Annotated in this window: 20 protein-coding genes; all 20 read right to left on the bottom strand. The window is 30.5% G+C overall.

Going from position 1 to position 25,351, the window contains the following annotated elements; translation table 11 throughout:
- Nucleotides 1-43: 43 nt before the first annotated feature.
- Nucleotides 44-1,153: a peptide MFS transporter gene (locus KGNDJEFE_RS03750; protein ID WP_083780556.1), complete on the bottom strand. Its 1,110-nt coding sequence runs from the start codon at nucleotides 1,151-1,153 to the stop codon at nucleotides 44-46.
- 21 nt (nucleotides 1,154-1,174) lie between these two features.
- Nucleotides 1,175-1,435: a hypothetical protein gene (locus tag KGNDJEFE_RS11890; protein WP_083780555.1), complete on the bottom strand. Its 261-nt coding sequence runs from the start codon at nucleotides 1,433-1,435 to the stop codon at nucleotides 1,175-1,177.
- 648 nt (nucleotides 1,436-2,083) lie between these two features.
- Nucleotides 2,084-3,058, bottom strand: coding sequence for an NlpC/P60 family protein (locus tag KGNDJEFE_RS03740; RefSeq protein WP_050754653.1), 975 nt, complete (start codon nucleotides 3,056-3,058; stop codon nucleotides 2,084-2,086).
- A gap of 483 nt (nucleotides 3,059-3,541) precedes the next feature.
- The gene (gene murJ / locus KGNDJEFE_RS03735; protein WP_006439891.1) at nucleotides 3,542-5,086 is read right to left on the bottom strand and encodes a murein biosynthesis integral membrane protein MurJ; all 1,545 of its coding nucleotides are present in this window, start codon (nucleotides 5,084-5,086) and stop codon (nucleotides 3,542-3,544) included.
- Nucleotides 5,087-6,292 (bottom strand): glycosyltransferase, encoded by a 1,206-nt coding sequence (locus KGNDJEFE_RS03730; RefSeq protein WP_006439890.1) that lies wholly within the window; start codon nucleotides 6,290-6,292, stop codon nucleotides 5,087-5,089.
- A 155-nt stretch (nucleotides 6,293-6,447) separates the two neighbouring features.
- The gene (locus tag KGNDJEFE_RS03725; RefSeq protein ID WP_040410384.1) at nucleotides 6,448-7,575 is read right to left on the bottom strand and encodes a glycosyltransferase family 4 protein; all 1,128 of its coding nucleotides are present in this window, start codon (nucleotides 7,573-7,575) and stop codon (nucleotides 6,448-6,450) included.
- 16 nt (nucleotides 7,576-7,591) lie between these two features.
- A complete protein-coding gene (locus KGNDJEFE_RS03720) occupies nucleotides 7,592-8,884 on the bottom strand; it encodes a UDP-glucose dehydrogenase family protein (RefSeq protein ID WP_006439888.1) in 1,293 nt (430 codons plus the stop codon).
- Nucleotides 8,885-8,910: 26 nt separating this feature from the next.
- Complete coding sequence (locus KGNDJEFE_RS03715) at nucleotides 8,911-9,663, bottom strand: glycosyltransferase family 2 protein (protein WP_006439887.1); 753 nt, start codon at nucleotides 9,661-9,663, stop codon at nucleotides 8,911-8,913.
- A gap of 50 nt (nucleotides 9,664-9,713) precedes the next feature.
- Entirely contained in the window at nucleotides 9,714-10,619 is a 906-nt protein-coding gene (locus KGNDJEFE_RS03710) for a glycosyltransferase family 2 protein (protein ID WP_006439886.1), read from the bottom strand.
- Nucleotides 10,620-10,633: 14 nt separating this feature from the next.
- The gene (locus KGNDJEFE_RS03705; protein ID WP_148881794.1) at nucleotides 10,634-11,383 is read right to left on the bottom strand and encodes a glycosyltransferase family 2 protein; all 750 of its coding nucleotides are present in this window, start codon (nucleotides 11,381-11,383) and stop codon (nucleotides 10,634-10,636) included.
- Between the two features lie 21 nt (nucleotides 11,384-11,404).
- Nucleotides 11,405-12,583, bottom strand: coding sequence for a CDP-glycerol glycerophosphotransferase family protein (locus KGNDJEFE_RS03700; RefSeq protein ID WP_006439884.1), 1,179 nt, complete (start codon nucleotides 12,581-12,583; stop codon nucleotides 11,405-11,407).
- An 18-nt stretch (nucleotides 12,584-12,601) separates the two neighbouring features.
- Nucleotides 12,602-13,444 carry a glycosyltransferase family 2 protein gene (locus KGNDJEFE_RS03695; protein WP_040410383.1) on the bottom strand — a complete coding sequence of 281 codons (843 nt, stop codon included), beginning with the start codon at nucleotides 13,442-13,444 and terminating at the stop codon, nucleotides 12,602-12,604.
- Complete coding sequence (locus KGNDJEFE_RS03690) at nucleotides 13,410-14,582, bottom strand: hypothetical protein (RefSeq protein ID WP_006439882.1); 1,173 nt, start codon at nucleotides 14,580-14,582, stop codon at nucleotides 13,410-13,412. The genes KGNDJEFE_RS03695 and KGNDJEFE_RS03690 overlap by 35 nt, the downstream gene beginning before the upstream one ends.
- 1 nt (nucleotide 14,583) lies before the next feature.
- Nucleotides 14,584-15,318, bottom strand: a complete 735-nt coding sequence (locus KGNDJEFE_RS03685) for a glycosyltransferase (RefSeq protein ID WP_006439881.1) — start codon at nucleotides 15,316-15,318, stop codon at nucleotides 14,584-14,586.
- A 20-nt stretch (nucleotides 15,319-15,338) separates the two neighbouring features.
- A complete protein-coding gene (locus KGNDJEFE_RS03680) occupies nucleotides 15,339-17,039 on the bottom strand; it encodes a phospho-sugar mutase (protein WP_006439880.1) in 1,701 nt (566 codons plus the stop codon).
- Nucleotides 17,040-17,051: 12 nt separating this feature from the next.
- Nucleotides 17,052-18,602 (bottom strand): murein biosynthesis integral membrane protein MurJ, encoded by a 1,551-nt coding sequence (gene murJ, locus KGNDJEFE_RS03675; protein WP_006439879.1) that lies wholly within the window; start codon nucleotides 18,600-18,602, stop codon nucleotides 17,052-17,054.
- Between the two features lie 98 nt (nucleotides 18,603-18,700).
- Nucleotides 18,701-19,360 (bottom strand): sugar transferase, encoded by a 660-nt coding sequence (locus KGNDJEFE_RS03670; protein ID WP_050754652.1) that lies wholly within the window; start codon nucleotides 19,358-19,360, stop codon nucleotides 18,701-18,703.
- A 77-nt stretch (nucleotides 19,361-19,437) separates the two neighbouring features.
- Nucleotides 19,438-20,529 (bottom strand): cell wall-binding repeat-containing protein, encoded by a 1,092-nt coding sequence (locus tag KGNDJEFE_RS03665; protein ID WP_040410382.1) that lies wholly within the window; start codon nucleotides 20,527-20,529, stop codon nucleotides 19,438-19,440.
- Between the two features lie 100 nt (nucleotides 20,530-20,629).
- On the bottom strand, nucleotides 20,630-22,636 hold the full coding sequence (locus KGNDJEFE_RS03660) for an N-acetylmuramoyl-L-alanine amidase (protein ID WP_006439876.1): 2,007 nt from the start codon (nucleotides 22,634-22,636) through the stop codon (nucleotides 20,630-20,632).
- Nucleotides 22,637-22,890: 254 nt separating this feature from the next.
- On the bottom strand, nucleotides 22,891-24,204 hold the full coding sequence (locus tag KGNDJEFE_RS03655) for a glycerophosphodiester phosphodiesterase family protein (protein ID WP_006439875.1): 1,314 nt from the start codon (nucleotides 24,202-24,204) through the stop codon (nucleotides 22,891-22,893).
- Nucleotides 24,205-25,351: the final 1,147 nt, after the last annotated feature.

Below are 25,351 nucleotides of genomic sequence, written 5' to 3'. Positions count from 1 at the left end.
AACAGCTTTTTATATGCTATTTTATTATATTGTATATATTTAATTAAGCTTCAACTTCATCTTCATCTTCAACTAGTTTAGATAATCTCTTATCTAGTACGAATAATACTACTGCAGATATGAATGCAACTACTGCTATTGCTATACATACGCTAGAGAATTTGAATCCTCCTTCGAATGTAGCTGAGAATAGTGGTCCGTATGCTAATGAAGATATAAATGTAGCTATACCCCAAACTGCCATCATTGTTGATAAGTAACGGCTTGGAGAATATTTACTTATGAATGCGTGTCCTAATGGTGAGAAGAACATTTCACCTAATGTTAGGATGAATGAGAATATTAATAACCAAAGAACACTTATCTTAGCTCCACCACGCATTACATCTAGTACTGCGAAGAATATATAAGATACACCAAGTACTCCTATACCTATACCAGTCTTTTTGAATAAAGACATATCTCCCTGTGGTCTAGCAGCAAGTTTTCTCCATAACATAGCCATAACTGGTCCTAAGATTACACAGAATATTGAGTTTGCAGCGTCGAACCAAGTAGTTGGAACTTCGTATCCTGCAACAACCCAGTTCATGTTTTCTGTCCAGTAGTAGTAAACTGGTAGATATGCTAAGTTCCAGAATATCCAGAATATTACTGAGAATCCAGCTACAAGGAATATAGCAGCGATTCTTTTCTTTTCAACTTTAGTAAGAGGTTCATCTTTAGCTTCTTCTTTATGAGCAGCTTTTTCAGCTTTTTCTCTTTCAAGTTCTTCAGCAGTTTTTTCAAATTTGAATGGTTTTTTACCAACTTCACCCATGAAACGATTTCCAAGAACGAAGAACCATAAAGCACCTAACCACATTGATACAGCTGCTAATTTGAAGCAAGGAGCAAATCCTAGTACTCCGTTTTTAGCGAATACGTCTTTGTATAATATACCAACTAAGAAAGTACCTATGAAAGCACCTGTGTTAACTAATGTATAACGGATAGAGAAAGCAGAGTCAACCTGATCTTTATCTGTTACTATACGTCCTATAAGTGCACCAGTTTTCTGTAAACCAAGACCTATACTTACACAGAATATCATAACATAAACCATTGCAGGTGATTTAGCTATACCACCACAATAGTAACCAATACCAGCTATTATATAACCTATTGGAGTAGTTTAACGTCCACCTATATATCTATCGGCGATAACTCCTCCTAGTAATGGTCCAAGATAAGCAAATGCTGTTAATAATGATTGCATTGTAGCACCCTGTCCTTTAGAAAGTCCAAGACCTCCTGTTGCAACAGATGCTGTTACGAAAATAAGTATCAGTGAACGACCTAGATAGTAAGCAAGACGTTCAAAGATTTCAGTACATCCACATACCCAAAAGCCCTTTGGATACCCTTTTTTCTTTGTTTCTCCCATTTCTAACAAAAACCTTCCTATTCAATTTCAGCTAATTTTTTTTGCCGCTGTAGCAATAATAATGCTATTAATTTAACATTAAAGGGATTGTAATTTATATTTTAAATTATCCCTTTTTTCAATTACATTTTAATATATCTTTTTTGTTTTATTAACGCTTTTTTTAGTATAATAACAAAGTTATATTAATAAATTTATCTTATAAATCGTATTATTTTAAAAAATTACCTTTTATGATTACGTTTTCCAACTATTTTTTTATTATTTTTTTATCAATCTAGCTTTAGTTTTGCAAATTTTTCTGAATTTTTTAGCGTTATTCTTTTTTTACTATAGTTTTTTTATCTTTTGTAAATTTCTATCTATATACTTTAAATATAACTTTTTAATATTTAATCTTAATTTCTAATTTCTTTATTTTCATAACGATAACTTTTAATTATCAGTATACAATAGACGTTACACTTTATATTATTTTTATAATTATTAAATATAAATAATTTCACTGGTATAATTTAAAATTTTTCTAGAATACTTTTAATAATTTAAATTAAGAAAGGACGCCTTACAGACGCCCTTTTTCTTTTTATTTATATATAAATTGTATTTATTACGTAAAAAAAGGACGTTTTAAACGTCCTATAATCATCTTCTTAATTACTGTATAACTCTTCTTGCAGTATATAAAGTTCTTGATGATAATTTGCTTATTTTAACAACATCACCAGTCTGTGGTGCATGTATGTACTGATCGTTTCCTAAGTACATTCCAACGTGGTGTATTCTTCCACCTTTAGCGAAGAATACTAAATCTCCTGGCTGTAATTCAGCTTTTGAAACTTTTTTACCAACATTTGCCTGATCTCTTGATACTCTTGGAAGTGATACCCCAGCACCATTTTTGAATGCATACTGCATTAATCCTGAACAGTCGAATGAGCTTGGTCCAGTTGCTCCCCATCTATATGGTTTACCCATCTGAGCTTTTGCTACAGATATTACTTTCTGAACTTTAGCGTTTACTGGTTCATTGTAGTTGAAGTAATCTCCATTTGACCATCCATTTAAACCATTTAATGTTTCAACTTTATTCCATCCATTTGCTTCCCCAGTTATTTTAACTAGTTCGCCTGGTTTTAATCTTCCTTTTTCTGCTGATTTTGCATTAGCTTCAGCTCTTACTGCTAAGAAGTCACAATTTACAACTTCTGCATATCTTTCATTTTTAACTTTTGTTCCATCAGCATTAAATCTGAATATTCCATCAGTTGTTTTAACTACTTCATTAGCAACTAATGTTCCATCAGCTTTGAAGAAGTAATCAACTTTATTTATTGTTCTATATCTTGACTGAGCCATTTCGAAGTTATTCATGAAGTAATATTTTTCTCCGTTAGCTTCTACCCAGCCTTTTATTTTTTTACCATTTTTGTAGTAGAAAGTTTTGTTACCCTCTTTAACAAAACCATTTTTAGCTGCAGCTCTTGTTTCTGTAGTTTCAGAAACTACTGCTATATCAGATATTTCATCTGCCATTACTGTATTATTTCCAGCAAATGCTGTTAGTGAACCAGCTATTATTACAGCTGCCATTATTTTAGATATTTTCTTGTTTATGTTTAACGAATGCATTAATCGCCCTCCTGATTTCTCTTAATTAGTTAGTGGTTAATGTAGTAAAATTTATCTTTCTAAATTCTACATTTTTTATTCTATCATAGCTTATTACATTAGACAAGCTTTTTTGTAACATTTCTGTAACATTTCTGTAACTTTTTTGTAATTTTTGTTGTTACCCTTGTTGCAACCATTGAAATTTCAACATTTTAATTGGTAACAATTTGAAATTTATTACAAAATCTACTGTCTTTTTTTAAGCCTTACAGTTATTAAATATATCATTTTTGTATTATTATGTCAACCTTTTATAATTATTTCATCAATTTTATAAAAAAAAGACCTAAATTTTTATTAATTTAAGTCTTTTTTTATACTATTTTTATCCATAATAATGTTTTTTTGTAACTATTTTGTTTCTATTTTAATTTTTAACCTATTTTCTAACATCCAACAAACAACTTTCTGCTATTTGTTACAATCTGTAACAATTTATATCTATTTTCGTTTGAGTTTCTTTTTCACTATATCAGTTATCATCGAAACTTCATCTACTCTAAGTAACATTATAAGAAGTGCATAAACGCCAGCACCAACTATTATAGCTGTTCCCAACGCTATAACTTCCATAACAAATCCTGTTCCAAGAGCGCCAAATATAATATTATATACAAATCTTGCAACACCACCCATTATTATTGCCGAAAATGTAGTCTTAATAAATACTACAATTATTTTTCTTTGACCAAAGTCGCCAATTTTTTTCTTTAGACTTCTAAATAATAATGTAATACATATAATAGATGATAAGCTAGTTGCAAGTGCAAGTCCTGCGTGTTTTAGGTATCTTATAAATAAAAGATTCATACATATATTCATAACAACTGCTATTGTAGCATTTATCATTGGTGTCTTTGTATCCTGCACAGAGTAGAATATCTTTGTAAGAATATCTCTAAGCCCAACACCTATAAGCCCTATAGAATAGAATATAAGCGCCACAGCAGTCATCTGTGTAGCTCTTGCATCAAATGCTCCCCTTTGGAAAAGTATCCTAACTATAGGCTCTGATAAAACCATAGCTCCTATTGTCATAGGCATTATTATAATTATTACTGAATTGATACTTTTTCTAATAAAATCAAAAAACTCTGTCCTATCTACTAATGCAGATAATCTTGAAAACTGTGGATACACAACTGCAGATATCGATGCTATAAACATTCCCGTTACAAACCCTTTAAGTCTATCAGCATAGTTTAACGCCGATATACTTCCTTCTACAAGCGTAGATGCCAATGTCTTATCTACCATTATATTTATCTGATCAACCGCAACCCCAACTACTATAGGAGCCACAAGTATTAGCATCTTCTTTACATACTCGTCTTTGAAATCTACAAATAGTCTATATTTGTAACCTTTCTTATACGCAAATGGAACCTGAAATAAGAACTGGCTCGCCATCGCAAACAATGCTCCAACAGGAAGTATGTAAATATTATCAAGTAATACACTAAGTATCATAGCTGTTATTAATATAATATTGTACGGCAATCCTATAAGCCCTGGTATAGTAAAGCTACCCTTTGATTGAAGGTAAGACTTCATTATATCGCTCAACCCTGTAAATATTGCTCCAAATATTATTATTCTTGTAAATAATACCGCCTGTTTAAATGTTTCACCTTTAAATCCCATAGCAAATATTTTTACTATAGGCTCTGCAAATATAAATGAAATCGTTGAAAGTATTATTCCAAGTATTATAGTTATATTTAGTATATTATTCGAAAATCTAAGTGCTTTTTCTTCTCCACCCTCTCTTAGATTTTCATAGTAAAGAGGTATAAATGTCGTCGCTAGTGCTGTAGCAACTAATGTAAATAGAACTTTTGGTATATTTGATGCTGCTATAAACACATCACTATATACAGTCGCACCGTATAATGCACCAAGTACTAATTCCCTTCCAAATCCAAGTATCTTTGAAAGCATTGTGACAATCATTAGAGATACGGTTGCTTTTGCTACCTTACCCATTTATCTTATGTCCCCCTCTCCATAAAAAGAGGCTTCATCTTCTGCTATTTTATCCCAAGAGAAATTCTCTAAAGTATATTTTGAAAGAGATTCTTTATCATTTTCAGAGTTTACCACCTCAACAACTCTTTTAGCTATTCTCTTTTCAAACTCATCGCCATCAGCTATGATATTTTCTTTTATCCCAATAGCCTCAGAAATCCCACCTGCATCACTACCTACAACAGGCACACCACATGCATTTGCCTCAGTTATAACGCAGCCAAATCCCTCTCTTCTACTAGGAAGTATCATAACATCCATTGTATTCATCAAATTTCTAACCATATCTACATCTTGATTCCCTGTAAATACAGCCTTTAATCCTTTTTCATTGCATTCCTTTTCTACTTGAGATTTTAAAGGACCATCTCCAACAACTGTAAATGTATATTCATTACTTGGATCAATCTGTTTTATACTATCAAATATTTTCGCAAATTTGTCAGCTCTTTTTATCTTATTTACAGCTCCAACAAATCCAATATTTTTACCTTTAATATGGTATCTTTCTCTTATAGAATTCTTTTCCTCATCAGATATTATGTAGAAGTTTTTAGTATTTACACCATTTCTCGATGCGGTACAGTTATCTCCTGTATACCCTAGCTCTCTAGCAGTATCCATAAGCTTTTTACTTACAAATATATTCTGTTTTGCATTTTCCATTATCTGAAGTACTTTTGTTTTTATATGCTCATTTTCAAATGGCATAGTATGTACATCACTTCCATGGTAAGTAACGATATATGGCTTTTTAAACTCTCTATTTATCCAATACGCAATTCTCCCATGAGGGTATCCCCAATGGCAGCTAACCATATCACACTCTTCTATATCTGATTTGCAAGTATTGAAAAATTCCATAAACCTTTCTTTATCATTTTCTAGCTTTTCAGCTTTTTTACTCTTCATATCTATACTTAAATATACTTTTTTGTATTTTATACCATCAAGCTCAAAACCATCACTAGTCTTATCATAGGTATGCTTTCCTGCTATTTTTTTAGCCATCCTAAAAATACCAGTATCTTTAAACTGTACAGATATTACTTTATATTCGTTCTCTGGATGATTTTTCATTATTGCTTTTATCTTTTCATGTGTAGCCATAAAAAGACCTTTTTTATTATTCTCATCCATATTGACAATATATAGTATCTTCATAAAGTTGTATCCTTTCTAAAAATAAATTCCTATATTAATCGCTAATTTTATATTATACATCATTACAGTTAACTTTAATAGATTTTTAATTAATTACATAAAAAAAGTTCTCGGCATTAATAATTGTATTAATACCGAGAACTACTAATCATCATTTAAAAAGTATAATAATACTTTATATATTCTTCAACAATATTGTCCCAATTGAAGTCATTTTTTATTTTTTCTTCAAGATGTTCCATATTCCATACATTTCTGTTGTATATATCCTCTACTCTATCAGCTATTTCAGATACATTGTTACAGTCAACCGCATATCCTGCCTCTCCTTCTTTAAAGTAGCCATATACACCTTCATTTTTAGTGTATATTATAGGAAGACCTTGAGATAAAGCTTCTATATATACTAGACCAAAAGTTTCTCTTTTAGAAGGCATTATAAATATATCATTTCTTCTATAAAATTTTATAAGCTCCTCTTTAGGCATAAATCCATAAAAGTTTAAAGCTCCTTCTAATTCACCTTCAGCAAGTTTCTTTATCTTGCCTTCTTCCGGTCCTTTTCCTATTATATCCAATGTAGCATTATATCCTCTTTTTATAAGCTCTTTTAATACTGCTATTGTAGTATCTAAGTTTTTAACCCCTTCAAGTCTTCCGGCATAAACAAGTCTTATATCTTTATCCTTGAATACTCTCTCTCTCATATCCATATTATCAAGCCAGAATTTATCTACACCATTTGGTATTACAATAGATTTTTTCTTCATTTCTTCTCTAAGATTTTCTGGTACATAAGTATCTATTACATCATCCTTATAGTAAGGTGATATAAATACTAAATACTTAGCATTCTTCATTATTTCAACGCCTAGCTTTCTAAGCATTATCATCTTTTTGAAAAATACTTTAACATCAGTAGCCCTTATAGCTACCATGTAATCATATCCAAGCTTTCTTTTTAGTTTAAGTGCTAAGTAACCATTTACAAAAAGCGAATGTGCATGTACAACATCAACACCATCAAAATCCACTTTTTTATACATATCTTTTTCTATTCTATAATTTTTCAGATGGAATATTATTCTATCTAACTTTCCAAAACATTTAGAATAGATATAATTTATCCTCTCTGACTCAATTCCTTTATACTTTCCTATGTTTTCATCTCTATCTACTGGAATATATATATCATTTAATATCCCTGGTCTATCCATATGAGATATCAAATGCTTATATATTGTCGAACTTATATAGTATGAATTTATATGTAAAATTTTCATTTCCTTCTCCTAAAATTTATCTACCTATTGAATAGTACTCTATTCCGGCATTTTTCATATCTTCAGGACAGTAGCAATTTCTTCCATCATAAACTATACTTTCTGCCATATTTTCATTAAAATCATTAGGAGTAAGATCTTTAACCTCTTTCCATTCAGTCATTATAAAACAAAGTTTAGCATCTTTTAACGCTTCCTTAGCTGTTTTTGTATAGACTATCTTATCTCCAAACAATTTCTTTGCATTTTCAACACCAACTGGATCAAATGCATATATATCAGCACCTCTATCAAGAAGGTATTCTATATTTGGTATAGCTGGTGATTCTCTTAAATCATCAGTACCTGGTTTAAATGTAAGACCTAGTATAGCTACCTTCATACCCTCAAATGATTCTATCTTTTCTGCTGCAGCTCTAACTAATTTTAGTTTCTGCTGTTCATTTACCTCTATAGCTGCTCTAACAGTCTTTAACTCATATCCATTCTGAGCTGATAACCAGTGAAGAGCCTTTGTATCTTTAGGGAAACAAGAACCTCCATATCCTATTCCAGCTCTCAAGAACTTGCTTCCTATTCTATCATCATAGCTCATTCCTTTTGCAACATCCTCAACATTAGCCCCTACTATCTCACATAAATTAGCTATATCATTCATATAAGATATTTTTAAAGCTAAAAAGTCGTTTGATGCATATTTTATCATCTCAGCACTATTTCTATCAGTTACAATCATAGGTATTTCAAAAGGCGAATAAATTTCTTTCATTATTCCTTCAGCCCATTCACTCTCAACACCTATTACTATCCTAGACGCATTTAAGGTATCGTGAACTGCTGTACCCTGTGCTAAAAACTCTGGATTAGAAGCTAGCTCAATATGAATATTTTTATTTAAGTTTCTTCTTATATACTCTTCTATTTTTCCATTAGTTCCTATTGGAACTGTAGATTTTATTACTATTAATGTGTCTTTTTCTATGCTTTTAGAAATCTGTATAGCAACCTTTTTTATATAATCAAGATTCGCTGATCCATCGCTTCTCTCAGGTGTACCTACAGCTATAAAGATTACATCAGAATTTTTATAAGCAGATTCATAATCCGTTGTATAATCAATTCTTCCGTCTTTATAATTTTTCTGCATTATTTCTTCTAGTCCTTCTTCGTATATAGGTGAAAAACCAGCCTTCATTTTTTCTACCTTTTTTTCATCTATATCGACACAGACTACATTATGTCCTTTTTCAGCTAAACAAGCACCTGTCACAAGACCAACATATCCTGTTCCTGCTACTGCTATTTTCATCATTTCGCCTCCCAATCAATACAACGCTATAATCTCTTTCTTATAGCATTAACTACATAAAAACAGAATACATACATGCTTTTAAACAGACCTAAGCCCTCCACGTTTCTATACGTATTCCATGTTCTCTTTAAGGCTTTTATCTTATTACTAGATAGAGAATTACCTACTATTCTATAATTAACTAGTGGCTCCTCTATCCCATATGCATACTTTTCTGTTCTAAGTATTTTCAACCATGTAGCAGTATCCTGTCCTCTCTTAACTAAAGGCATTTCAAAATCACCTATAATTTTTCGATCTAATACTACGGTTGAACATCCTATTATAGTGTTCTTTAAAAGTCCTTCATAATCAATCTTCTTTGGAGCCTTTGCAACTTTATTAGTCTTTTCTCCATTTTCTCTCATATATCTATATGAAGTAAAGGAAAATCCTATATTTTCCCTTAGCATATATTCAATCTGCTTTTCTAACTTAGTTTCCTCCCAGAGATCATCGCTATCTACAAATGCTATAAATCTACCATTCGCGTTCTTTATACCAGTATTTCTACTAATAGCTGCTCCGGAATTCTTTTCTAATTTGATATATCTTATTCTATCATCACTATTTCGGAATTTTTCTATTATTTCTGATGAACTATCTTTTGAGCAGTCGTCTACTAAAACAAGTTCCCAATTCTTATATGACTGCTTCTGTACCGATTTTATCGTATCTTCTAAAAACCGCTCTGCATTATATACAGGAGTTATTATTGATACCAATGGTTCATTCATACGTTATACTCTCCTTATATATTAGCAATATTATTTTTTCAAACTAAAACTTATTCCTTAACAAATTTCTTTTGTCTTAAATATTTGTAATAACCTAGTGGAAAACATAATATATACATAAATTTATCTCTTATCTTGTTTATCTCATTAAAATATTTACTATCTGACAATAACGAATATCTAGCTAAATTTATATAATTCTTTATCCACATATAAGGGAAATCCTTTAATGGATATGTATTTTGATTTGTAAGATATAAATACTCTAATGCTCTTCCCTTTAAAGCACTCTTTTTAAGAATATTCTTTGTAAGCCCATCTTCTAAATATTCCCTTATTATCATAGGTTCATTTATACATCTAACCTTATAGTATTTAGATATTTCATACCAAACAACGCTCTCTGGTAAAAATCTTATTCCTTCTCTTTCTGGGAAAGGATACTGTTTTAAAATATCTGTTAAAAATACTATTGTTTTATCGCCTTTTACTCCAAATTTATAATATAATTCCGCAAAGTGGCATATCAAATGTTCTTCTGGAACTTCTGTTCCTAGTGTTTTTCCATCTTCCATTCTTAAGCATAGACCAACAATACCGCAGAACTCCTCTTTATTATCAACTTTATCCCATTCCTGAATAACTAATTCCATAGAATTAGGCATAAGTCCATCATCGCTATCTACAATAAAGAAAAATTCTCCATTGGCCTCTCTAACGCCTACATTTATAGCAGTATGTTTTCCACCATTCTCCTTCTTTATATATCTAATATCTAAGATATCTTCTTCAATGAATTTATTTACTAATTCCTCTGTATTATCCGTACTTCCATCATCTACTATTAACCACTCAAAATCTTTGTATGTCTGATTTTTCAAATCATTGTAAAGCTTTGGAAGTGTATATTCTCTATTATATGTAGGAGTAAATATTGTAAATTTGTATTTATACATAATTTTTCTCCCTTCTAACTTTTCTTAATTCCATTTATAGCATAATTTATAAAATAATAAACAGCCTTCGGGAATGGTATCTTCTCAATATTTCTATATATATTCCAAGTCCATTTTGCTGCCTTAAATTTATTACCACTTAAAGAACTACTTGATTTTCTATACATAGCTAATACCTCATCGATACCGTAAGCTATTATACCTCTCTTTAATATAGATAACCAAAGAACATAATCTTCATGTCTTTCTCCACTCATTCTTATATCAAAACCAAGTTTCTCTCTATTTATTATTACAGTTAAACACCCAAGAACATTACCTTTTAAAAGAGTATTGTAGTCCACACTTTTCGGAACTCTTATTTCCTTATGCATCCTATTGCTATTTTCATCCATTAGTTCATATGCAGTGAATGTTATAACATAGTCGTTTTCCTGCATAAACCTAATCTGTTTTTCTAATTTTTCACAATCCCATATATCATCACTATCCAAAAAGGCAATAAAAGCCCCATTAGCCATTTTTAAGGCTACATTCCTTGCATTAGAAACTCCAGAATTTTTTTCAGTTCTTATATATTTTATTCTATTGTCATTTTCTGAGTATGATTTTGCTATTTCAGAACAACCATCTGTTGAACAATCGTCGACAATTATCATTTCCCAGTTTTTATATGTCTGATTAAGAACTGATTCTATTGTCCCTACAATATATTTTTCAGCATTATACATGGGAGTAATTATAGACACTAAATTTTTATCCATCTTAATTTTCCTCATCATTTGTTATTTGTTTAATTTTTCTACTATGCAATGGTAAATTCTTTCGCAATTGCCATTATCATTGTATCTGAAAAATTTATTTCTTGCAATCCTTTGACTTTCTGTAACCTCAAAACCACTTTCTATTATATTAATTAATTTATCAACTGCTTGATCCTTATTGTAAGCCACATCCCCAAACATTTCATTATCTAAATCTATATAAGAATCAACCTCTTCTTTATATTTTTCAACATCAAACTGATAGAAAAGTATAGGTCTATCCATATACATAAAGTCCATTGCTACACCAGAGTAGTCTGTTATATTAGCTGCTGATGAAGTTATCTCATCGGCTAATGTAACATCTTTATCTAAAAATTTAATTCTCTTTCCAGTTATATTTTCTTTTATATCATCAATAAACTCGTGCATTAAATGGTGCATATAAAATTTTATATTTACATCATTAGCTTCCAATGCCTCATTAAGTTTCTCGTCATTTAAGAATAACATAATATTACTAAAATACTCAGTATCAGTGAATTTTTTATCGCCAAACTTAATCCAATCTCTCCAAGTAGGCATATATAATATATCTCTTGAAGCAGGTTTTTTATTTAATGGAAGATTATCCTGTCTTGCACATCCTGTAACACAAACTGCTTCATTATCCATTCCCCACTCATTTACCATTATATTTTTTTCAAAATCAGATATAGCTGTAGCCATATTGTAGCTGCGCATCAGTTCATCTATTAAATTCTTAAATCTAGCATTCATAGGCTTTCTTTTCTTAAAGCTTATAGCTCCATGATTTAAAAATACCTTAAATGTCTTCTTATGGAATCTATTAAGAACAGGAACTGCAAAATTATACGGTGCTATATCTGCAGAAGGAGCATGTGAAAATATAACTACCTCCGCATTATAATAGTACAGATAATTTTCTACACTTCCTTTTATTAACTTATTGCCAGGAATTTTATCCTTTACCTTACTATTTTTATCAATAACCCAATATATATCTATTTCCTTGTGATTTTTTAATATATACTCGTATAAAAACTTTGAGTTATCGTCGTATATATCTCCAGAATGACCACCTATCAGCCATATATTCTTATCCTTAAAAATACCTTTCTTGAATGGGTACTGAAGTAAAGCTAAAATCATATTAAATAATTTTTTTATTTTTTCCATAACTTACCTCATCTCACATTACATTTTATATTGTCTAAAGCCCTCTATTCTACCTTTTATAGTAGCTTCGTGATAATCTCTATCCTTGTTTAAAATTATTCCACCTATATTTCTTATAAGCTTATATGCCATAATCTTTATAAATTTATAATTTTTTCTATAAACTATCTCTTTCTTACAAAGAGCTCCAAATCCTCTACCGTAATTAAAATCTCTCTCATACTTAGCACTCGATTTAGAATGCTTCTTAACTGGATGATGTATAATATCATCACCAAAATATCTTCCTTTAAACCCTCTACTAAGAAGTTCTAAAACATAGTCAGTTTCTTCTCCTGCTCCAAACTCAGCTCCTACACCTAATCTTTCATCGAATTTAACATAGTTTCTATCTTCTCCAAAATTAACAAAGAATGTAATAGAGCAAACTGTAAATGATATATTTGTACTCTTTATCTCACAAATTCCATCATTCATTTTTATAAAGCCTTCTTTTTCATCAAAATCAAGTGTCTTACAACTATAGATTTTATAATCCTGATTTTTTTCAAAAAAATTAATAGCCTTTTCTACTGTATCAGGCTTATATGCACAGTCGTCATCAGGAAAGGCTAAAACCTCCCCCTTTGCGACATCAATTCCTAAATTTCTATTATAGCTAAGTCCTTTTTTGTTACTTTTTATATATTTTATATCTAAACGTTCTACATATTTATCGACAATTTCCTTAACCTTATTGTTCTCATTTTGATCTACAACAATAAGCTCAAAATTTTTATATGTTTGCTCAAGCAAACTATCCATAAATCTGTATATATCATCAAACCTATTTAATGTAGGCATTATTAGCGACACTAGCATCTTTTCTTCTCCTAAACTTATTTTTTAAAGTATCATCCAGTATAATATATTTAATTAAAAATACTATCCCAAAATTAAATCCTGCCTCAAATAGTATATTTTCGGCAAACGAATAAACTAAAAACATCGCTATAACAGCAATATACTTATTTTCATTTTTCTTTATTAAAATATCTAATCCCTTGTACAATAAGAACATAAAGAATACCACAGATACCAATCCTAGCATAACTGTTAAGTATACATATGAATTATCTAAAGGATTTGCTTGTTTTATCTCTGCAGAATATACATTTCCGAATAAAGATAAGAAATTACCCTCTTGTGTTAAATATATATTCCAGAATTTAGGTCTAGAAGCTAGAACACTATTGAAAAGCTCATTTTTAGAGAATAAAAGTCCTATTCCAACCGACATAATTAAAAGTAATATTGGAGATATTTTTACTAAAAAACTTATTTTTTTGTACTTTTTCAGATCTAAATATTTTAAAATATCCACTAAAAATAAAGCCGCTATCATAGTTAATAACCCTGTTCTACTCATAGTAATCTTATAAATAAATAATGTAACAAATAATAAAATCGCTCTGTCCACCATATTATATTTATCAAATCTCAAGAATATATATGCAGCATAAACCCCTATAGAATAGAAGAATACAAGGTTAGGATTGTGTAATCCAAAACAATTTCTAACTATGTATATACCGTCTTTAAATCTATAATGAGTATCTGAAATCTTTATCAAATCTGGTAAAAAGTTACCTATAAGTATAAATGCTATTATAAATAAAGCATTTATAATAAGATAATTTTTTACAACATATTTATCATCAATATCTTTAATAGTAATAGCTAAAAGAATTAATACTAAAATAGCACCTTCCCTAGTAAAAACATATAAACCACATGCAGCTAAAAAAATAGCAATTTCAGTAATATTATGTTTTTTTATAAGAATAAACTGAAACATAAGAAGTGCTATAGAGCCATAAAATAACAACGACGTACTCTTATTTACAAATGCTGTAGGCTCTAAGTTGAAAATCATATATCTTCTTAATAAAATTACAAATAGAGTAAAACTAAACAGTATCTTATCTAAATTATTATTTTTTCTTTTTAATATATCCATACTAACGTCTCCTCTTCAGGCTCAACAAAGTATTGCTCGCAAAAATTCTCATACACTTATAAATTTTTTCAAATCCAGACATATGTTTAGTTTCTAGGAAATAATTTCTTTTCTTGGCCCAACTTTTTCCCCACCAATGAATAACATAAGTATTTTCTGTAATACAGTCATCTGTATATTCTTCATTATAATTAAATGGGTAAAAATACTCTTCGTCGTAAACTCTTATTCCTTCAGAAAAATTATTTCTATCAAACTTTTCATACTTTTCATTAAGTATATAAGTCATTATCTTTGGAATTGTATACAAGTTACTATTCATAACGTCTTCATTATAAAATTCAAGCATATCCTTAATAAAAGGATGATGTGGTTCAGCACCTATTATAGCTCCATTTGCATATTCTTTACTTTCATATCCAAAGAATAGCCTATTTTCTTCCATAAGAGGAGTTAAATCCTTTAGCACTTGAATATCTGTATCCATATAAAGCCCACCTTGCTCATATAGAACCTTTAATCTTATATAGTCTGCTATAAATGCCCAAAGCTTTTGTTTATAACATTCTTCAAGGAATTTTTTTCCTTTAATTTCTTTTTCTATGTCAAAATTTTTCTCATTCCACTCTATAATCTCATAATCTGGAAGCTTATCCTTCCAAATATTAATACATATATTTTCAACATTTCCTTTTGGCCCTCCAAGCCAAACATAATGAATTTTCTTATCTATCAAGTAAAATTCCCCTCCTTAATTTATAAACAAGATTCTATGTACTCTTTCAGTATATTAACTTTTTTATCAGATTCCACTTCATTATTTCCGCACACACCAAAGTAGAACTTGATCTTTGGCTCAGTTCCAGAAGGTCTAATAGCTATCCAAGAATTATCCTCTAAAACAAACTTAAGAACATCAGCTTTAGGAAGGCCATCTATTCCTTCTTTATAATCTAACTTTCTATCAACTTTAACTCCAGCTATAGAAGATATATCATCGTTTCTAAACGACTTCATAATCTCAGCTATTTTTTCAACTCCATCTATACCTTTTAATGTAATAGACTTAAGTGCTTCCTTATAATAACCAAACTTATCATAAATCTCCATAAGTGCATCATAAAGATTCATACCTTTTAACTTATAATAAAGTGCTGCTTCTGATAGTATTAAAGATGCTACGACAGCGTCCTTATCTCTAGCATGAGTACCTACAAGATATCCATAACTTTCTTCATATCCTATAACAAAATTCTTAACCACACTTCCAAAATCTTCGTACTCGTGTATTTTCTCACCTATAAACTTAAATCCCGTAAGAGTATTTACAACTTCTGCTCCATAATGCTCAGCAATAGCTGCACCAAGTTCTGAAGTAACTATAGTTTTTATAACTACTGGTTTTTCTGGTATATTACCAGCTTCATTCATCTTAGAGAATAAATAATTAACTATTATTGCTCCAGTCTGATTTCCATTTAAAACAACATACTCACCATTATTATCTCTAACAACTATCCCAACTCTATCGCAGTCTGGATCTGTACCTATAATTAAATCTGCATTGCTTTCCTTAGCCATATCTATAGCTATATTGAACACAGCCTTTTCCTCAGGATTTGGATACTCAACTGTACTAAACTCAGTATCAGGTAACTCCTGTTCCTTAACAACAGCAACATCTGTAAATCCAGCATCCTTAAGCGCTCTTCTAACCGGAACATTACCTGTACCATGTATAGGAGTATAAATTATTCTTAACTTATCTCCATTTTCAGAAACCATCTTTTTATCTCTAACCTGACTTAAAACCGCTTCATTAAATGCATTATCAACATCATCATCTAAAACAGTTATCATACCAGACTCTAAATAAGAATCAAAACTTCCTACCTTTATATCGCCTAAAGACTCAATAGAATTTACCTCATCTATAATCTCATTAGCTTCATCTACACATATCTGTCCACCATAGCTTCCATATACCTTGTATCCATTGTATTCTTTTGGATTGTGGCTAGCTGTAATAACTATCCCCATCTGGCAATTTAAATATCTAATAGCAAAAGAAAGCATAGGTGTAGCTCTAAGACTATCAAACACAAAAGCCTTAATACCATAAGCTGCTAATGTAGCTGCAGCCTCCTCGCAAAACTCTCTAGACATTCTTCTACTATCATGAGCTATAACAACTCCACGATTCTTACCTTCATCTCCAAATTTTCTTTCTATATATCTACAAACTCCCCGTGTAGCTTTTCTAACAGTATAGACATTCATTCTATTTGTACCTGCACCAATTATACCTCTCATACCTGCAGTACCAAACTCTAAACTCTTATAAAATCTTTCCTTTATTTCATTTTCATCATCTGCTATCCCTCTAAGTTCGTCTTTTGTATCTTCATCAAAATAAGAAGACTCTATCCACTCGTTATATATATCTTTATAGCTCATATTTATTCTCCTTTATCTTTTAAGAAATTTAGACTTAGCCTTACCAAATATATCAAAAACTAAGCTCATCTCATCTACCTTTAACATCATTATTAATATAAAGTATACTACAACACTTACAACAACTGAACAAACTAATGCTAAAAGTTCATTTATCATTCCTACACCAAGTATACCATACATTCCTTTATATACAAAAACAGTACATACTCCCATTATAACAGAAGAAACTAAACTCTTAAGACCAGTCTTCACAATCTTATCTCCACCGAAGTATCCTGTTCTCTTCTTTAAAGATCTAAATAAAAGCATCACCGTAACTATAGATGCTATACTTGTAGAAATAGCTAATCCTTTATAGCCTAATGGTTTTATTAAAATCAAGTTCATTATTATATTCATTACAAGAGCAATACTCGCATTTATCATAGGCGTCTTAGTATCTGATAACGAATAGAATACTCTAGTAATAACATCTCTAACTCCCATAGCTGCAAGCCCTAAAGAATACAGACGTAATGCGTTGTATGTCATATTTGTAGACTCTGCATCAAAAGCCCCTCTCTGGAATAAAATCCTTACAATAGGCTCAGCAAGCACAATTGCTCCTACAGTTATAGGTAAAACTAAAAGCAAAATACAATTAGAAGACTTCACTATTGTATTTACAAAATCTTCTTTCTTATCAGCATTTATCATCCTAGCTAACTTAGGATATATAACTGTTACTATAGATGTAACAAATAAAGCCATAACAAAATCATTAAGCTTATTTGCATAGTTTAGAGCCGAAAGTGGACCATCTCCAAGAGTAGTCGCAAGTGCCTTATCAACCGCAGTATTAATCTGCCCTATAGCAACCCCTATAATCATAGGAAGCATTAAAATAATCATGCTCTTAATATTGTCTTCCTTAACATTCAAATAAGGCTGATACTTATACCCCTTCTTAATCGCAAAAGGAAGCTGGAACAGCATCTGACTTGCCATACCAAGAAGCGCACCTATAGCCATAATAATTACATTAGTCTTAGTACTAATAGCTATAGCTGAAATTATAAAAATATTGTATGGAATCCCTATCAAACTAGGAACTGTAAAACTATCATTAACATTCAAATACGTACCTAAAATTTTACTAAGCGCTAAGAAAATAACACCTATTATCATAATCTTAGTAAATGACACAGCTATTCTAAACTTTTCACCTGTAAATCCCACCGCAAATACCTTTACGAACTCTTCAGTAAATAAAAGTCCTAAAATAGCCACAACTATCGCCAATAAAGCAATAATATTTATCATATTATTAGTAAACTTTAATGCACCCTCAGTGCCTTCTTTTTCCTTAGTTTCAAAATATATCGGAACATATATAGTAGCAATAGCAGAACCTACAATCGCAATTATAAGTCCTGGAATATTTAACGTTAATAAAAATACGTCTGCATATGCCCCTGTACCATAAAAACTAGCTAATACAACCTCTCTAAAAAATCCCAAAAGCTTAGAGAGCATAGTAGCTATCATAATCCAAACTGCTGCCTTAGCTGTACCTGCCATCTCATTTCTCCTTCATAATCTCTTAAATAACACTCAAAATAAAATATTTTTCAAAATAAAAGGGCTCTTTTATAGAGCCCCCAAAAATACTATTCAAATTATCTAGCTCCATCTCCTGTTAAAACAACAGCAACTGTTTTGAATATAATCTTAAAATCAAGTAAAACACTTCTATTTTTTATATAATATATATCCTCAACAAGTTTTTCAGCTGGAGTCATATCATAACCACCATTTACCTGTGCCCAACCAGTAAGTCCTGGTTTAACAGCAAGTCTGTTTATAAACCCTGGTATCTCTCTATTGAACTGCTCTGTAAACTGTGGTCTTTCCGGTCTTGGACCAATAAGACTCATATCACCCTTTAGAATATTGAATAACTGAGGAATTTCATCTATTCTGGTTTTTCTTATAAATCTTCCAACTTTAGTAATCCTTGGATCGTCTTTTTCCGCCCACTGAGCACCAAACTTTTCAGCATCAGTTCTCATAGATCTTAATTTATATATATAAAACCTCTTTCCGCCTTTTCCTAGTCTTTCCTGCTTATAAGTTATCGGTCCGTTATCCTCAATCTTTATCCGTATTCCAAATATTATAATAAGTGGTATCCCTATTGCCAATCCAATAAGAGATAATAATATATTTAAAACTCGCTGATAAAAATCAAAAATAACTCCACCTTTAACTATGCCATAATCTATAGAGTCTATAAAATCCTGTAAGTTTTTATCTTCATCACTTCTATATTCAGACATAATTACCTCCATTACATTAATTCCTATTGTTCTATTATACTCAAAAATGAATATATTATCAATAGCTTATGAAAATCCTATCCTTTTAAAGCTCTAAAAGTAATTAATGCAATCATAATTATTAAAATAAATGAAGTCACAATTCTAGCAACATCGCTGTCTAAATTTATCACGCTAGTCTTTTTAATCTCAAATCCAACGCTGCAAAGCTTCTTAATATTATATTTTTTTAAGAAGTCCATTACATCGTCCTGAATATACTCTGTATCATTTATCAATATAGGCTCACCAGTCTTAGCTATTCTTGGAACAGCTGCAATACTATTTACAAACTCACCTACATTTAAAGTCTTACCTTTTATTAAATTTCCACCTTTTACAACATAAACCTTATCTACCTTGTCCATATCGTAAAACTCTTTAATTACATTTCTATTAACTTCAAACTTATCTTTACCAGAAATTCTATGTACATTAGGAAAAACTTTATCAATTGTACTATTAAGTTCATTAAATCTACCTATAACATAGGTCTTTTCTATACCATTCTCTCTTGCAAACTCAGCTGCTTTGTAAAGATTAGACTCATTAACGGTTAAAATCGGCATCCCTTTTTCTGCCGCTTTTCCTAAAATAGAAACTCCTATAGAGTATCCATTCTTTCCATCAAAAATAACAAACATTTCTTTGCTCTTACTCTGCTTAACAGTCATCTCTGCAAATGTATTACTTATATCTCCTCTATTTATCTGTATAATTCTCTCTACTTTAGCACCTGTTCTCTCAACATCTCTCTCTACACGCTTAGATACAGCTCTTATACCTCCTAAAACATACACCTTTTTCAAGTGATTCTCTTTTATAAACTTACGAATCTCACTTGATAAATCTCCCTGCTCTGTAAGAAGTAACGGTATATTATTGGCATAAGCATAAGGCACAGCACTCATAGCAGAGCCTATATCACCTGTATTAATCAAAATAGCTTCCTTAGGATTATCCCAGTATCCTTCACCACAGCTTATAATAGTTTCATATCTATTAGCGCCCTGTATCTTCTCTTTTTCATACCCTCTTAAATACAGCTTATTTATTATCTTTCCAGAGAACAAATAAGCTACAACTAGCAATAATGCAAGTAACACTGCTGTTATTTTCTTCTTATTCATACTTTTATCTCCTATTTCCACTCAGCAAAGCTAACAGCAGCTCTATAAACAATTAAATACATCTAGGAAATACCTAGATGTATTCAATCATTACTTCCTATTATTTTATAGATTCAGCTATACCAGCTGCTATCTGATTTCCTAAATTAGTTATCTTAGAATCTGAATTCAGTTTATTCATATCCTTTGAACTATCTATAAATGCACATTCTATAAGCATTGACGGATATTTATTTTCTCTTAAAACATAGTAGTAATCAGTTCCACTGCTATTAGCTTTTGCTTTTATTCCTCTATTTGAAAAACCAAATGTATTTACTATTCTCTTTAACACATTTGATGCGGCAGTTTTTGTTAATCCACCGTTCTTGTCCTTTACATTATAATACACTTCTGTACCATTTGCACTACCATTATATGAATTATAGTGAATACTTGTAAATAATTTTGGTTTCACTTCATTAGAAATAGCAGTTCTTGTTCCTAAAGATAAATAAGTATCGTTACTTCTAGTAAGAACAACATTATATCCTTTAGCTCTTAACGCAGCACTTGTTGCAAGAGTAGTATCTAAAGTATAATCTTTTTCTCTTCTAGAACCAGAAACTGCTCCTGAATCTGAACCTCCGTGTCCTGCATCAAGAACAACTGTATTATTAGAAGAATTAGTATTAGTGTTTGAATTATGTTTAGAAACACTATTTGCTATTGAAGTCATAACTTTGGAAGTTATACCTCCACCTACCTGATAAACTTTCTCTGCTTTATATGTATTTAAATTTTCTGTATGTCTAGCAGAAACATAATTTGTTGGATTTATAAGAATTGGAGACTGCTTCTTAGATGCAAATGGTCCACACGCAATCGCATCTATAAGCTCATCTGATTTAGCAACAAATACAGATTTTAAATTCTTATCGTGGTAGAATTTCTTAATAACAGCAGCATTTGTTTCGTGTCTATCAGATCCGTACACTCTATTTTTTGAAACATCTGCACTAACCACACCATCAATCTTATTTAAAACATCATTAGAAACAACATTTTCTCCACCTATAACATATGCATCAGATAAACTTTCTGATTTTAACCAATTATAAACAGAAGAATTTATAGAATTCTTTTCTGTAAGTATTATTGGCTGTTTATCTTCACCAGCTTTTGCAGCTATAGTAAGGGCATCTATCTGTCCATTTGCCCCATTTGCAACATATACCTTATTTACATCGTGTTTTTCATCTATAGCCTTAGCTATATTTAAAGAAAGTTCTGATGTATTATTTCCACTTATACTAGAAACAGATGCACCTGTTTTCTTTAATTCATTTATAGCGCCAGAAGCAACATCATTATTACTTCCAACAACTATTATATTCTTAGCTTCTAATCTCTTTATTTCTGTTATTATATTTGCTGGAGTGCTATTCTTATCTGTTAAAAGAACCGGCGCTCCATAAGTAGTTGCAAGAGGTGTAGCTATAACACCAGCTATACTAGCATTTTTATTAACAACTATAACATTATCTGATTTATTCCAACCCTTTTGTGATATCTTAATTGCTGTTTCAAATCTATTACTACCAATAAGTTTATCAACTGGAACAGCAGCTCTAGCTATAGTTCTCTGAACCATATTAGAAGCTGTACCTTCATCTATAGCCTTCTGAACTTCTTCATCATCTACAACTACTTCCTGAGTAATATCACAAGAATCTAAATCAAGTCCCATATCTTTTAACGCATTTCTATCTAAAGAATATGGATTAGCTGACTTAACTTCTATCTTTTCTAATTCCCAAACATTTAAATACTCTGGTTCCTGATCAAACTTAACAGTACCTTCGTAAACATCTTTATCTTTATTGTATTTTAATTCAGAACTTATAGTCATATCGTAGCATTTAAAATCTGCAACTATCTTTTCAGCATCTAATTTTTCATTAAACTTAACTGAAATACCAGACTCTGTTCCAAAAACTACACTTTTCTTTTCTATATTAACACTTATACCTTTATCCTGAGCACTAGTCTGTGCAAATGCCATAGTTGGCGCCATCATTGTAGCTGCCATAACAACAGCTGTTGTCGCTTTAAATCTTCTCTTCATAAAACTCCTCCTTAAATTCATAATTTTAATATAACCTAAACCGTAGTTTCCTCACTACAAAATCATTCTCTAAACCGACTGGGAAAGGTCTGTTTTAAACCTTTTTAACAAATATTATGTAAATCTCATAACATTATGTAAATCATTATAGCACAAAAGTTACAATTTGTAACCTTTTTGTTACAAGCTTTTTGCTAAATTGAAACATTTTAGTGACAATTTTTTTCAATTAACACATTAAGAATATATTTTTACTAATTTTTTATATCTTTATTCTTATTTTCCTCTACCTCGTATCTATTTTCTCCGTTCTTAGGATTTATAAAATCAGAATAAATACCTTTAGCTCCCATACCAAAAAGCTCTTTTATTTTAGTAGTGTCATTATAAGTATTAACATAAACATAAATCCCTCTCTGCTTAAGTTCCTTAATAAACTTGGAGTTTAATTTTTCCTTATCTATAACAACTACCTTTATTCCGTTCTCATAAGAAAAATCTATTACCTCCTGCGCATTTAACTTTTCCTGTTTATATAACGTATAAATCATAGACTTAAAATCATAAGTTGCCATAACATCATTTAGCATTTTTTCATCATAAATTTGAGGAATAAACTTATCTAAAACCTTTCCATCTACCTCTTTAGCAATCTTAACGCACTTCTTATAAACCTCTTTACACATCTGCTGATCGCCTTTAACATCTATCACAAATCTGACATCTTTATACTTCTTACTAAGCTCACAAACCTCTCTAAACGACATCGGTTTATAAACACCACATACCTCAGTATTTATAAACTCATTAAAATTAGGTCTATTTTTATTCCATGAAGTAGGAAGACCAAGTTCCTTAAGTCTTGGTTCATCCCATGAATGTAATAAAACTGGTTGTCCATCTGATGTCAAGGCTACATCTATCTCAAAAACTCTATATCCAAGCTTATAATTATACTCAAACGCATCCAAACTATTAGTATAAACTTTCTTATCTATACCACCCATTGCATGAGCAATATACTTATTATCCTTCATCCAATCATACTTAAATCTTTCTTTAAAACTATCTATAAACACCCTATTGCCAGAAAGCTCAAGAATATTTACATACATACAATCCTTAATAAACTCAAGTGGTACATAAAGCTTACCTTGCATAAGCTCTACCCTACCATCCATCTTAATCTCTTCCTTTGCACTCCTATTATAAACAATATTTGATCCCTTTTTTAAATCATAAATAGTACCCTGATACTTCAGCACAATCTTGCCAAAACTCTCCTCAGTATAACTATACTTATCTCCTAACGCCTTCAAAACATCATCAAGTGGTAAAAAAACAATCTCATTTCTAATCTTGTACGGCTTTGACGGCTCAAACTTCTTATTATTTATATAAATAACCTGATTAATCTTCGTATCTTTATACTCAGACAACCTCTTACTCTCTCTCGCTTGCATAACACCTAAATAACCGGCAAACACAACAACAGCCACCAAAATAACTCCAGCAACCTTACTTGCCATCCTTGCAGACCTAAACTTTCTAAAAAAACTCTTTATCATAAAACTCACTCCTTAAAAACAAAATAATCTATATAACTATTAAACTAATCTCAAAACTTTTAAACTATAACATTTCTATTATACTTTATAACTTAACTATTTCTCTACTGTGAAGCAAAAAATACATAAAAAAAATAGACTTGCAACTTATAAATGTGTTACATAAAAGTGCAAGTCGCTGAAGCCTGGAGGCGAATGGTATGTTCAAAACAAAATAGGCTGCTACAAATAAAATTGTAACAGCCTATTTACCCACTATCTACAAGAGATATCTAAAAATAATGTATATTCACCTTCACAATCTGCTTGAGGGAACAGACCGGAAAATATGAATAATCTATAAATAATTCCTTATATATATTATACTATAAAATACGTCATTTGCAACAAAATTATCAATTCTTCAAAATAATTTCATCTTCAAATAACATACATTATATAACATATATACGATACTAATATAATACCCTAAACAATCATCCTTAAACAAAAAAATAACAAAAAATCAAACTTTAATCGCCAAAATAAAAAAAGACAGGTGATCCCCTGTGGAATGAGGAATCACCTGCCAAACAAAAGAATGTTTGTGAAAGTTATCTAACAATCTCTCGACTGTCAAATAAGAAAAAAGATGTGTTTAGAGAAAAAAAGAAAAACGATTTGCTACTCAAAAAGGAAAACGGTAGCTTTTAACGAAACTGAGGAAAAACGGAGAAAAAAATAAATAAGAAAAATTATCAGTAGTAATGCCGGGAGCGCATCCCCGACATTACATTTCCCAATCTATTTTTAAATCCAAACCCAGTATATTTATCTGCCACACAGTCCCCACTGTGTGGCAGTGAATAACATCTTTAACTCAATACTAACTTTCTAAATCTATTCTAAAATCAACTCACAAACTAACTGTGATTGAGTATGAATATATTTTATCTTTATTTAATTTATTTTTACCTAATAATTCTAACTTGATCGTTCTAATTAGTTATAATTTTTTACATTGTTTACTTTATCTATTGTGAAGTAATTAGTTATACTTTAATCTATTGTGAAGTGTTTATGTTCTGACTATAATATATCTATCTTAATAAATATACTTAAATACTTTATACTTTTGAAATCAATTTAATACATTTTAGCTTATACC

It is taken from the genome of Peptacetobacter hiranonis (genome assembly GCF_008151785.1).
Lineage (GTDB): Bacteria > Bacillota > Clostridia > Peptostreptococcales > Peptostreptococcaceae > Peptacetobacter > Peptacetobacter hiranonis.
Note: the sequence above shows the minus strand (reverse complement) of the source record. Positions and strands in the feature narration are given on the sequence as shown.

Coding starts and splice junctions, on each gene's coding strand:
- KGNDJEFE_RS03680 (WP_006439880.1), bottom strand. CDS start 17,039: ATGAGCTATAAAGATATATATAACGAGTGGATAGAGTCTTCTTATTTT.
- KGNDJEFE_RS03705 (WP_148881794.1), bottom strand. CDS start 11,383: ATGGATAAAAATTTAGTGTCTATAATTACTCCCATGTATAATGCTGAA.
- KGNDJEFE_RS03710 (WP_006439886.1), bottom strand. CDS start 10,619: ATGTATAAATACAAATTTACAATATTTACTCCTACATATAATAGAGAA.
- KGNDJEFE_RS03665 (WP_040410382.1), bottom strand. CDS start 20,529: ATGAATAAGAAGAAAATAACAGCAGTGTTACTTGCATTATTGCTAGTT.
- KGNDJEFE_RS03715 (WP_006439887.1), bottom strand. CDS start 9,663: ATGAATGAACCATTGGTATCAATAATAACTCCTGTATATAATGCAGAG.
- KGNDJEFE_RS03720 (WP_006439888.1), bottom strand. CDS start 8,884: ATGAAAATAGCAGTAGCAGGAACAGGATATGTTGGTCTTGTGACAGGT.
- KGNDJEFE_RS03740 (WP_050754653.1), bottom strand. CDS start 3,058: ATGCATTCGTTAAACATAAACAAGAAAATATCTAAAATAATGGCAGCT.
- KGNDJEFE_RS03690 (WP_006439882.1), bottom strand. CDS start 14,582: ATGGATATATTAAAAAGAAAAAATAATAATTTAGATAAGATACTGTTT.
- KGNDJEFE_RS03700 (WP_006439884.1), bottom strand. CDS start 12,583: ATGGAAAAAATAAAAAAATTATTTAATATGATTTTAGCTTTACTTCAG.
- KGNDJEFE_RS03655 (WP_006439875.1), bottom strand. CDS start 24,204: ATGATAAAGAGTTTTTTTAGAAAGTTTAGGTCTGCAAGGATGGCAAGT.
- KGNDJEFE_RS03730 (WP_006439890.1), bottom strand. CDS start 6,292: ATGAAGATACTATATATTGTCAATATGGATGAGAATAATAAAAAAGGT.
- KGNDJEFE_RS03695 (WP_040410383.1), bottom strand. CDS start 13,444: ATGCTAGTGTCGCTAATAATGCCTACATTAAATAGGTTTGATGATATA.
- KGNDJEFE_RS03670 (WP_050754652.1), bottom strand. CDS start 19,360: ATGTCTGAATATAGAAGTGATGAAGATAAAAACTTACAGGATTTTATA.
- KGNDJEFE_RS03725 (WP_040410384.1), bottom strand. CDS start 7,575: ATGAAAATTTTACATATAAATTCATACTATATAAGTTCGACAATATAT.
- murJ (WP_006439879.1), bottom strand. CDS start 18,602: ATGGCAGGTACAGCTAAGGCAGCAGTTTGGATTATGATAGCTACTATG.
- KGNDJEFE_RS03660 (WP_006439876.1), bottom strand. CDS start 22,636: ATGAAGAGAAGATTTAAAGCGACAACAGCTGTTGTTATGGCAGCTACA.
- murJ (WP_006439891.1), bottom strand. CDS start 5,086: ATGGGTAAGGTAGCAAAAGCAACCGTATCTCTAATGATTGTCACAATG.